This is a genomic window from uncultured Veillonella sp., from assembly GCF_963522475.1.
GTDB lineage: Bacteria > Bacillota > Negativicutes > Veillonellales > Veillonellaceae > Veillonella.
Genome location: NZ_CAUQYW010000027.1, coordinates 1 through 9298, shown reverse-complemented (window position 1 = coordinate 9298; position 9298 = coordinate 1). Strand labels below are relative to the sequence as shown.

Annotated in this window: 11 protein-coding genes and 1 pseudogene; 10 read left to right on the top strand and 2 right to left on the bottom strand. The window is 35.3% G+C overall.

The genetic code is table 11. The annotated features are described in order from the left end of the window. The 6 genes and pseudogenes from RWP19_RS09350 to RWP19_RS09325 all read left to right on the top strand — a co-directional run. Nucleotides 1–335, top strand: a pseudogene (locus RWP19_RS09350) (SMI1/KNR4 family protein); the annotation flags it as partial. Nucleotides 336–509: 174 nt separating this feature from the next. Then, on the top strand, nt 510–710 hold the full coding sequence (locus tag RWP19_RS09345) for a hypothetical protein (protein WP_314357425.1): 201 nt from the start codon (nt 510–512) through the stop codon (nt 708–710). Nucleotides 711–830: 120 nt separating this feature from the next. Further along, nucleotides 831–1406 carry a hypothetical protein gene (locus RWP19_RS09340; RefSeq protein WP_314357424.1) on the top strand — a complete coding sequence of 192 codons (576 nt, stop codon included), beginning with the start codon at nt 831–833 and terminating at the stop codon, nt 1404–1406. Between the two features lie 146 nt (nt 1407–1552). After that, nucleotides 1553–2038, top strand: a complete 486-nt coding sequence (locus tag RWP19_RS09335) for a YbaK/EbsC family protein (protein WP_314357423.1) — start codon at nt 1553–1555, stop codon at nt 2036–2038. A 21-nt stretch (nt 2039–2059) separates the two neighbouring features. Continuing rightward, nucleotides 2060–2827, top strand: a complete 768-nt coding sequence (locus tag RWP19_RS09330) for an antibiotic biosynthesis monooxygenase (RefSeq protein WP_314357422.1) — start codon at nt 2060–2062, stop codon at nt 2825–2827. Between the two features lie 163 nt (nt 2828–2990). Beyond that, nucleotides 2991–3488: a methylated-DNA--[protein]-cysteine S-methyltransferase gene (locus RWP19_RS09325; RefSeq protein WP_314357421.1), complete on the top strand. Its 498-nt coding sequence runs from the start codon at nt 2991–2993 to the stop codon at nt 3486–3488. A 141-nt stretch (nt 3489–3629) separates the two neighbouring features. Here RWP19_RS09325 and RWP19_RS09320 read toward each other — a convergent pair whose 3' ends face one another. Further along, the gene (locus RWP19_RS09320) at nt 3630–4292 is read right to left on the bottom strand and encodes a fumarylacetoacetate hydrolase family protein (RefSeq protein WP_314357420.1); all 663 of its coding nucleotides are present in this window, start codon (nt 4290–4292) and stop codon (nt 3630–3632) included. 253 nt (nt 4293–4545) lie between these two features. Here RWP19_RS09320 and RWP19_RS09315 point away from each other — a divergent pair, with 253 nt between their 5' ends. Continuing rightward, nucleotides 4546–5568 (top strand): branched-chain amino acid aminotransferase, encoded by a 1023-nt coding sequence (locus RWP19_RS09315; protein ID WP_295208375.1) that lies wholly within the window; start codon nt 4546–4548, stop codon nt 5566–5568. A 103-nt stretch (nt 5569–5671) separates the two neighbouring features. Here RWP19_RS09315 and RWP19_RS09310 read toward each other — a convergent pair whose 3' ends face one another. Continuing rightward, nucleotides 5672–6064 carry a thioesterase family protein gene (locus RWP19_RS09310; RefSeq protein ID WP_295287018.1) on the bottom strand — a complete coding sequence of 131 codons (393 nt, stop codon included), beginning with the start codon at nt 6062–6064 and terminating at the stop codon, nt 5672–5674. Between the two features lie 177 nt (nt 6065–6241). Between RWP19_RS09310 and RWP19_RS09305 the strand changes: the two genes are divergently transcribed. From RWP19_RS09305 to RWP19_RS09295, 3 genes are all read left to right on the top strand, one after another. Continuing rightward, nucleotides 6242–6979 (top strand): TVP38/TMEM64 family protein, encoded by a 738-nt coding sequence (locus RWP19_RS09305; protein WP_314357419.1) that lies wholly within the window; start codon nt 6242–6244, stop codon nt 6977–6979. Nucleotides 6980–7042: 63 nt separating this feature from the next. Next, nucleotides 7043–8236, top strand: coding sequence for a PLP-dependent aminotransferase family protein (locus tag RWP19_RS09300; RefSeq protein ID WP_314357418.1), 1194 nt, complete (start codon nt 7043–7045; stop codon nt 8234–8236). A 123-nt stretch (nt 8237–8359) separates the two neighbouring features. Beyond that, nucleotides 8360–9193: an Mrp/NBP35 family ATP-binding protein gene (locus RWP19_RS09295; RefSeq protein ID WP_295208385.1), complete on the top strand. Its 834-nt coding sequence runs from the start codon at nt 8360–8362 to the stop codon at nt 9191–9193. Nucleotides 9194–9298: the final 105 nt, after the last annotated feature.

Sequence of the window (9298 nt, the reverse complement as noted above, 5' to 3'; positions counted from 1 at the left end):
AAGAACCTGAAATTCTAGTAACCTATGAAGCTTGGATTGAAAGTGAAGACCAACTCTTTGATAATGAACGTGTTACCGATGAAGAGTTATTCGAAGAAGATAAAGAAGATGGTATGTGGCAAGTAGAAATTATGGCCCATCTTGTTGCAGATAATGGTACATATTTTACTAGAGAAGAATTGCTCTTTAAATTGCACAATTTGATGGCCAATAAAGAATTGGGCGATCATGTATTCTTTGAAGGCATCGAATACGAAGGACATGAATGTGAAGGGTATGGTCTCATAGATAACGAAGACGGTATACCTGTATTCTATACATGTTGTGGTAGCTAACTAATAGAGACATAATATATTAGCCCTTCGCTTATGCGAAGGGCTTTTGCTATATACTTAGAAAGTATATACTTTTGTGCTTTGGGCTACGTTATTTTATATAGCCTTCGTGTAAAATTTTGAGAAAGTATTTTAGTAATTTGAAATTGAAGCATTGATAAGATTGCTGCTTTTATGCTTGAAGACATACAAGAAATGTATGGTGAATCTATTACTATAGATGATGTGAAAGCGCGAATAGGTGTGCCTAAAATTGAAATAGAAGATGGTACTGTCACCTATTGTGAACAAACCTTTGATTATACGCATATATTTATCTTTGAATTTTGGGACGATGAGTTTGAAGATTTAAATTACTTTGCTATTGATGGCTGATATATTGCTATAAAAATAGCGAAAGAGCTACTTTAGACAAGTAGATTAGTTTGGTGTTGTGAAGTAGTAGAGTACTCAGTAAACTCTATTAGTTCAAAGGGTGACAAGGAGGATTATCCTATGATTTTTGATGCCATAAAAAAACTGTTTAACAAGGATGAGAATACTGAGCAGATTGAATATCTCGGTACTGATAAAGATGGTAATAAAATATATGAAGGTTACTATCATGAGTTTAAGGGAATTCCTTGGGTTTTTAATAAAACTACCTATACTAGAGAAGAGTTCGATAAGGCGTTTTATGAATGCTTAGAAGAGCATAATGTTAATCCTGATACATTACCGCCATTAGTAGAGCCTGAAATTCTTGTAAGCTATGAAGCTTGGATTGAAAGTAAAAGTCAGCTTCATCCTAATGAATACTTATATGAAGACGATGAATTAGAAGAATATGATAAAGAAGACGGTATGTGGCAAGTAGAAATCTATGCTCGCTTCAAAGCAGATAATGGACAGTACTTTACTACTGAAGAGATTCTTTTCAAGATACATAACACAATGGCCAATAAAGAGCTCGGTGATCATGTATTCTTTGAAAACCTAGCCTATGATGATCACGAATTCGATGCTGACGATGCCGACGATGTTTCTGATGATGAAGGTACTCCTGTATTTGTCGTATGGCTTGGCAGCTAGTAAATAGCTGTTTTGTTATAAGTTATTATTTTAAATTCTATTTGATGGAATCTATACAGTCTCAGAATAAGATTGGTGTATAATTAACATGTATAGTTGCTTTCACTATGATGTTTATTTTCACCAAATTATATTAGAGGTATTACATGTTAGATAAACAAGGTGTATATGATTGCCTACGTGACCATCATATCGATTTTGAGATTACGGATCACGCACCGTTATTTAGTATGGATGATAAGCCCAATGTAGAGTTGCCATATCCTGAGTGGGATGCGAAGAATTTATTCATTCGAGACCATAAACGGGAACATTATTATTTGATTACCGTTCGTGGATCTAAGCGTGTGGATCTAAAACAGTTCCGTAAGGATCATAAGCTTAAGAAGATTTCCTTTGGTTCCGAAGAAGAGCTATGGGATATTTTGAAGATTAAACCAGGTCACGTATCTCCATTCTGTTTGCTCCACGATGAAGACTGTAAGGTACATTACTACATTGATGCGGATTATAAAGATAATCTAATTGGTATACATCCAAATCAAAATGATGCTACCGTATGGCTACAGGGAAAAGACTTAGTTAAACTTATTGAAGAACATGGTACAATAGTAGAATATATTACATTGTAATTTAGTCGAACTGGAGCATGTATGAATAGAAAATTGTTAAAACGTATTCTTGTAACCTCTGCGATTGCTGTATTAGGTGTGAGCACGTCCTTTGCAGCGCTTGTTATGGAACGTGATGAAGGTTTAGATACAGCACCTAGTGTAGGCATGTATCGCTATGTAGTGCCTACAGAGTTACAGGGCACATATAACAGTGCAGGTGTTGCCAATCTAACAGCATCTATGGAGAAAGAACCTAATACATTATCTATGAATGTAGCCCATGTAAAAGGTAATCCATCTGAGTCTTATGTAGTAGAGGTTTATAAAGATTTAGCTGCTATTGAAACACATCGCAAATCTGATCATTATCAAGCCTTTGTTAATGAAGTAGGTTCTAAATTAACAAATCGTAAAATGTACGATGTACAGTCTGTACTATTGTTTGAGAAAAAAGATGCTGTATCTATTGTCAATGATGGTAAAGCAGTAGTGACATTAACAGAGTTTACTGTGAATAGCAATGATATCGATACAGTGCAACGTCAATACCAACTCAATATTGAACGGGCCGTACGCGATGATGCGGGATATAAGGCCGGTTATGTACTTCGTGAAAGAAATGTAAAAAATCATTGGTATGTTATCCAAATTTATAGTGATCAAGACGCCTTAACAAAACATTTGAATAGTCCTGGTTATCGATTCATGATGAGCCAAATCCAAGGTAGCCTACAAAACGTTACTACAAAGGTGCTAGATGGGGATGTCCTTGTCAACCATGGTGGTCAAGCTTTTGTAAGACCTTAATATTGAAGAGTATATAATTTCTGTAAAGTTACTGCTAGCATAAAATATATATGTTAGCAGTTTTTTACAATACTTTTTAAATTCATAAAAATACTGTATCATTTAATAATGACATACAAAAGGTTATGAATGATTTGTTAGTTTAAGAAGGAGATAATGTACTATGAATTATAAATACACCTATGAAAGCCCATTAGGAACTATGGTTATGCTTGGTACATTATCATACTTAACAGATTTATTTTTTATTGATGAAGCTCATGCACCAAGTTTTGATGATACGGAGTATATAGAACAGGTAACAGGTCCATTTGAAGTAACCATTATGTGGCTAGACCAATACTTTAATGGTAAAAAGCCATTTATCACACCACCAATTCAGCTAGAAGGAACAGAGTTCCGTAAGTCTGTGTGGTCTATATTACAAACAATTCCTTATGGTGAAACTACAACATATGGAGATATTGGCAAATACATTGCTGAGCAACAAGGTAAAGAAACATTCTCTGCTCAAGCCGTAGGCGGTGCCGTGGGCCATAATCCTATTTCTATTATAATTCCATGCCATCGTGTTATTGGTAGTAATGGTAAACTAACTGGCTATGCAGGGGGTATTGAACGAAAGAAATATATGCTAGAACTTGAAGGAAAACATAAATAATGTGTGCTAGGTAAGGTCATATATGATGAATATAATACTGAGCTAATATATGATAAATATAAAACTGAGCTAATATAAAAAGAGATTACAGTTGGTGATGGGATACGCCAATGTAATCTCTTTTTCTATATTTCTATTTCATTATATAAATTTGTTTTCTAGTGTACCGATACCGCTAATTGTAACGGACACAGTATCTCCTGGCTTTAACCAAGAGTATTTACTTTCATTTTTACCTAATACTACACCACTAGGTGTGCCTGTAAAGATAATATCGCCTTCTTGGAGTGTCATATAGGATGATAGAAAGGCAATTATGTCATAAGGCTTAAAAATCATTTGGTCTAGTTTGGCTTGTTGACGTATTTCACCATTGATTGTTGTCGTAATAGTAGCACTTTCAAAGTCAAAATTATCAGGAGAAACAATAGTAGGACCTATAGGGGCAAAGTTATCAAGGGATTTGCCAAGAATCCACTGAGAACCTCTAAACTGTAAATTACGGGCGGACACATCGTTACCAATTGTGTAGCCTAGGATATGCTCTTTAGCGTGTTCTCTAGTAATATGTTTGCCAGATTTCCCGATGATGATTACGAGTTCGCCTTCGTAGTCATAATGCAAGGATTCATCATCTATTGTAATCGTATCGTGATTGCTTGCTAGAGCATTAGAGGTTTTCATAAAGATTTCCGGAAAATCGTGAGTTGCTAGACTTGTTTCTGCAATATGATCAGCATAATTAAGACCAATACATATGATACTTTTAAGATTAGGAATTAAAGAATGTTTATTTTTGTTCATAATAGTAACCTCCTAGTAGGGTAGGATATGTGTATCTAAAGATTATTATAATATAAATAGATGAGAATCTATACCTATAAAAAATGTTTTATAAGCGTAATAATTATATGGCTGATGATTTATATTATGTTGCATTTATAAAATAATGTGTTTTCATAATATAGGTAGCACATCCTCTCTATAGAATCTATTGAAATTACTAGATGATAGTGATAAGATTAAAAGTAAATAAATATAAATGGAGGTTATTGTTATGAGCAAGAATATCGATTGGGACAATCTCGGTTTTGGTTATGTAGAAACTGATTACCGTTATTTGACTACTTATAAAGATGGTAAATGGGACGAAGGCGGTTTAATTACTGATGCTAACGTTACTCTTAATGAATGTGCTGGCGTATACCAATACGCTCAAACTGTCTTTGAAGGTTTGAAAGCATACTACACAAAAGATGGTCATATTGTATGTTTCCGTCCAGATTTAAATGCAGAACGCTTGAATCACTCTTGTGAACGTCTTGTAATGCCTACATTACCGGAAGGTCGTTTTATTGAAGCTGTAAAAGAAGTGGTAAAAGCTAACAAAGACTTTGTTCCTCCTTATGGTCATGGTGCAAGCCTTTATATTCGCCCATATATGATGGGTACAAATTCCGTTATTGGTGTAAAACCTGCTGATGAATATCAATTCCGTGTATTTACCACTCCAGTAGGTCCTTATTTCAAAGGTGGCGCTAAACCAATTAAAATTCGTATCACTGATTTTGATCGTGCGGCTCCTCATGGTACTGGCCATATTAAAGCTGGTTTAAACTATGCGATGAGTTTGTATGCTATTACTGACGCTCATAGCAAAGGTTATGCTGAAAATATGTATCTTGATGCGGCTACTCGTACACATGTAGAAGAAACTGGTGGTGCTAACTTCATCTTCATTACCAAAGATGGTAAATTAGTAACACCTAAATCTGATAGCATCTTGCCATCCATTACACGTCGTTCCTTGATGTATGTAGCAGAACATTACCTTGGTATGACAGTAGAACATCGTCCTGTTCATAAAGATGAATTAAAAGACTTTGCTGAAATTGGTCTTTGCGGTACTGCTGCTGTTATTTCTCCAGTAGGTCAAATCGATACTCCAGAAGGTACTATTAATGTTCCTGCTGGTATGGATGACATGGGTCCTATCACTAAAAAATTATATGACACATTACTTGGTATTCAACATGGTGAAATTGAAGCACCTGAAGGCTGGGTAGTTAAAATTTGCTAATCTTTTAGTAGATTATTTAACTTAACATGTAAATAGAAACGGCATCTATCTTTTGATAAATGCCGTTTTATTTTTATTCTGTTCTTTTCAAAACAATAGGTTATTAGTTTGCTTTTGCACGACTTGCTACTTTAGCCATAAATTTTTCGTTATTAATAACGAAACGTTCATGAGTTCCTCGTCCAATAATACCAACACCATCGGAGGCTTCAATGTTAAATGTAATTTTACGTCCTTCTACGGCGCTAACTGTAGCTTTAGCCGTTACTGTTGCACCAAGTGGAGTAGGTGCTTCATGGGTTATGGATAGAGCAATACCTACCGTGCCTTCACCTTCTTCTAAATATGGTTGTACGGCTGCTTGAGCGGCTTCTTCCATTAAAGCACACATAGCTGGTGTAGCAAAAACTTCCAAAGAACCAGATTTCATTGTTTTAGCAATATTGGACTCTGTAACTATTACTGTTGCGGTAGCTGTTTGACCTGCTGATACCATAATATACCTTCTTTCACTAATAATATTCTAATTATAATAGTATTATACATCTTTCAATAATTTTTATGCTAATGTAATTATACGTATCTATAAAAATAAACTATATGTGTTCTTATATAACAGTTCTATAGAATCCGTGATATAATGGAACTAGTTTTTTATAAAAACGAGGTATATATGAGTACAAGAAAATTAAAGCCTTCTGGTGAAGGATGGGTACAATTAATAGCAGGTATTGGTTTTGTCGTTTTATTAATTGCTATCAATGTAGTAGATCCTACATTTTATCCTACTATGTGGCATCTAGCGACGAGTGGATCTATGGATGAAATTGCTGAGTATATTCAAGGCTTTGGCCCTATGGCTATGCTCGTAAGTATGCTCCTTGATATTTTTGTCAATGCAGTAGGTTTCTTGCCATCTATCTTTATATCTACTGCAAACGGTTTAGTTTTTGGAATGTGGCCAGGCATAATTATTTCTTGGCTTGCCGAAACGATAGGCGTAGTTATTAGCTTTTATATTATGCGTTACTTCTTACGTGATACAGCGGATAAGTTGATTGCTAAGAGTAAGGTATTGATGAAAGTAGATGACTTCTCTGGTAAAAATGGTTTTGTGGTCATGTTATTTGCTCGATCTTTACCATATTTCCCGTCTGGTGTGATTACAGCACTAGGTGCTATTAGTAAAATTAAACCGAGAGATTATATTTTAGCAAACTTAATTGGCAAGTTCCCATCTACAGCTCTTGAAGTAGCTATTGGTACGGATATCGTTAACTTCCAAGAGAATATGGGAAGATTAGGAATTATTGTTGTTGTTGCCGGTATTGTATACTTTATTCTTTGGAAGATATATAAGAACTATATTAACAAGAAGAATGCGGAACAAGAACATGATCCCAATGAGTAACATAAATAATTAAATTTAATCAAATAAAAATATTTTCCACTAATATATGAAAGAGGCGATTATATGAGTTTTTCTCTTCCTGAACGTGTAACATTAAAAGGTCCAAATTTTATTCGTGAAGTATTTGAGCGTGGTGTAGGTGTAGAAGGCTTTATTAGCTTTGGTATTGGTAACCCAGCACCTGAAGCAATTCCTGTAGACATCATTGAAAAGGCATTTGATGAAGTAGTTCATTCTAATCCAATGAGCCTTTTACAATATGGTCCAATGCAAGGTGATGCACGATTAGCAGAATTGACATTAGATCGTCTTGTAAAAGCACATAAGATGAATCCAGAAGGACAAGGCCTTATTATATCTAACGGTGCTGGTCAGCTATTAGGTCTTGTACCGATTACTGTATTGGAACCTGGTGATGAAGTATATATGGATGAATTTACTTTTACTAGCGCCATTAATTCCGTACGTAATATGGGAGGTAAGGCATTAGGCATTAAAACTGATGAATATGGTATGATTCCTAGTGAGTTAGAAAAAGTAGCGCAATCTGGTAAAGGTAAATATATTTATCTCATTCCAAACTTCCAAAATCCAACAGGTATTACAATGCCATTGGAACGCCGTAAAGCAATTTATGCCATTGCATCTAAATATGATTTATTCATCTATGAAGATGATCCATATGGTGAAATTCGGTTTGCTGGTGAGTACATTCCAACATTTAAATCTTTTGATACTGAAAATCGTGTTCTTTATGCAGGTTCTTATTCTAAAACATTGTCTGCTGGCTTGCGCGTAGGATTTCTATTCGGTCCAGCTAAGGTAATAGAAGCAATTCAAGCTTTAAAAAATAATACAGCAGGTCAAATGCCATTAGTTACACAAAAGGTTGTAGCTAACGTGCTCGATACAATCGACTATGATGCTCATTTAGAAAATGTACGTAAAGTTTATAAAACAAAATGTGAGGCCTTGCTAAATGCTTTTAAAAAGTATGCAAGTTCTAAAGTTAAGTTAACACAACCTACAGGTGGTATGTTTGCATGGATGACGATGCCTGAAGATGTAAATTGTGACGAGTTTTTTGAAGTATGTATGGACCGTAATGTAGGTATTATTAAGTGTGGTGCCTTTGCTGCAGATGGTGCAGGGGAAGGCCATGCATTCCGTCTAAGTTATACTGTGCCAACTGTAGAAGAAATTACAAAAGGAATGGAAATCCTTGGGGCTTTAACTAAAGAATTCTGTGGCGAGTAATATATTGATAAAGTTTGATGTGACATGATACAATGTAACAGTAGATGCATTGTATCTACCATATAGAAAAAAAGTTTTACATATAGATATGAGGAAGTTCCTCAAAGAAAGTAGGTGTTTACTATGGGTTGCGGTAGCAGCAGTGATTGTGGCGGATGCCCATCTCAATCTTCTGGTTGCGGTGGCGGCGCTCCTCAACAACCTCAAGATTTTACAGCTCCATTACATGAGCTTAGTTCTGTTAAACATGTAATCGGTGTAGTATCCGGTAAAGGTGGCGTAGGTAAATCCTCCGTTACAAGTTTAATGGCCATTACTATGGCGCGTAAAGGTTACAAAGTTGGTATTCTTGATGCAGATATTACAGGTCCTTCTATTCCTAAAATGTTTGGTATCAAGGAAAAAGCATATGCTGACGAAATTGGTATGTATCCGGTAAAATCAAAAGGTGGTATTGACGTTATGTCTGTTAACCTTCTTTTGGAAAACGATACAGATCCTGTTTTATGGCGTGGTCCTATTTTGGGTAATGTTGTAAAACAATTTTATAGTGATGTTATTTGGAAAGACATTGACTATTTATTCGTTGATATGCCACCAGGAACAGGCGATGTAGCGATTACCGTATATCAATCTTTGAAACTGGACGGTATCATCATTGTTACTTCTCCTCAAGACTTGGTATCTATGATTGTTGAAAAAGCAGTTAAGATGGCTGATTTAATGCAAGTGCCTATTATTGGTGTAGTGGAAAACTACTCTTACTTCCATTGCCCAGATAACGGTAAGGATTATCAAATTTTTGGTGAAAGCCACATTGAAGAAATCCTTCAAAAATACGGTCTATTATTGTTAAATCGTTTGCCAATTGATCCAACTATTGCAAATCTTTGCGATAAAGGTGATATTGAATCAATCGAGAAAACAAACTTAGAAAACGTATCTTTACCAGAATAGGGTTTATATGATAATGAAAGCTGTGCATACCTTGTGATGCACAGCTTTTCTTATTGCACGCCGAATAGGCATGACTAAACCCCCAGTTAAACTGGGGGTCGATAA

Coding starts and splice junctions, on each gene's coding strand:
- RWP19_RS09345 (WP_314357425.1), top strand. CDS start 510: ATGCTTGAAGACATACAAGAAATGTATGGTGAATCTATTACTATAGAT.
- RWP19_RS09340 (WP_314357424.1), top strand. CDS start 831: ATGATTTTTGATGCCATAAAAAAACTGTTTAACAAGGATGAGAATACT.
- RWP19_RS09335 (WP_314357423.1), top strand. CDS start 1,553: ATGTTAGATAAACAAGGTGTATATGATTGCCTACGTGACCATCATATC.
- RWP19_RS09330 (WP_314357422.1), top strand. CDS start 2,060: ATGAATAGAAAATTGTTAAAACGTATTCTTGTAACCTCTGCGATTGCT.
- RWP19_RS09325 (WP_314357421.1), top strand. CDS start 2,991: ATGAATTATAAATACACCTATGAAAGCCCATTAGGAACTATGGTTATG.
- RWP19_RS09320 (WP_314357420.1), bottom strand. CDS start 4,292: ATGAACAAAAATAAACATTCTTTAATTCCTAATCTTAAAAGTATCATA.
- RWP19_RS09315 (WP_295208375.1), top strand. CDS start 4,546: ATGAGCAAGAATATCGATTGGGACAATCTCGGTTTTGGTTATGTAGAA.
- RWP19_RS09310 (WP_295287018.1), bottom strand. CDS start 6,064: ATGGTATCAGCAGGTCAAACAGCTACCGCAACAGTAATAGTTACAGAG.
- RWP19_RS09305 (WP_314357419.1), top strand. CDS start 6,242: ATGAGTACAAGAAAATTAAAGCCTTCTGGTGAAGGATGGGTACAATTA.
- RWP19_RS09300 (WP_314357418.1), top strand. CDS start 7,043: ATGAGTTTTTCTCTTCCTGAACGTGTAACATTAAAAGGTCCAAATTTT.
- RWP19_RS09295 (WP_295208385.1), top strand. CDS start 8,360: ATGGGTTGCGGTAGCAGCAGTGATTGTGGCGGATGCCCATCTCAATCT.